Source organism: Streptomyces sp. VTCC 41912 (assembly GCF_045799175.1).
Lineage (GTDB): Bacteria > Actinomycetota > Actinomycetes > Streptomycetales > Streptomycetaceae > Streptomyces > Streptomyces albulus_C.
In genome coordinates this window covers 1-911 of the sequence record NZ_JBJMAB010000099.1, presented here as the reverse complement: position 1 = coordinate 911, position 911 = coordinate 1, and the positions used below count along the sequence as shown (strand labels likewise).

The window sequence follows — 911 nt, the reverse complement described above, 5'->3', positions numbered from 1 at the left end:
GAATCCGTCGCCAACGCCTCCCGCGGACTCATCCCGAAGAAACCAGGATCGAACTCCCCGGCCTCGTGGAGGAAACCACCGGAGCGGGTGTAGGACGTCCCGAGGTGGTCGGGATCGGGGTGGTAGAGGGACTCGACGTCCCACCCACGGTTGGTCGGGAACGCGGAGATCGCGTCGGTGCCGGCGGTGACGAGCTCCCAGAGGTCGTCCGGTGAGGTGACCCCACCGGGGTAGCGGCAGGCCATGCCGACGATGACGATCGGGTCGTCCGCGACGGCCACCGCGTCGTCCCGCCGCACGATCGCGGCCTCGGCGTCGGCGCCCAGTAGCTCGTCCAGAATGAAGGAGACCAGGACCTCGATGGTCGGGTAGTCGAACACCATGGTCGCCGGCAGCCGGAGGCCGGTGACGGTGTTGAGGCGGTTCCGGAGTTCCACTGAGGTGAGGGAGTCGAAACCCAACTCGCGGAAGGCGCGAGCCGGATGGACGTCCGTGGCGTCGGCATGACCGAGGACCAAGGCCACCTGGCCGCGTACGAGGTCGAGGAGGACCTCCTGGCGTTCGACGGGGTTCAGGCTTGCGAGGCGTTCCCGCAGACCGGTGGCGACGGCCGAGTCGGCGGCGGCTGCGCGGCGCGAACGGCCACGGATCAGCGAGCGGAGCAACGGCGGCACCTCTCCCTGGGCGCGCAGCGCCGGCAGGTCGAGACGGGCGGGCACGCTGGTGGCGTCGCCGGTGGTCAGGGCCGCGTCAAAGAGGGCCAGCCCCTGCGCCACCGAAAGCGGCGGAACACCGGAACGACTCAACCGGTCCGCATCGGCATCCGACAACGAACCCGTCATCCCACCGGACCGCTCCCACGGCCCCCACGCCAACGACACACCCGGCAGACCCGCGGCCCGCCGCTGCAC

At 70.7% G+C, this 911-nt stretch carries 1 protein-coding gene; it reads right to left on the bottom strand.

Translation table 11 applies throughout. The annotated features are described in order from the left end of the window. A partial coding sequence (locus tag ACJ6WD_RS41290) for a beta-ketoacyl synthase N-terminal-like domain-containing protein (protein ID WP_407617815.1) occupies positions 1-776 on the bottom strand: 776 nt, incomplete at its 3' end. Positions 777-911: the final 135 nt, after the last annotated feature.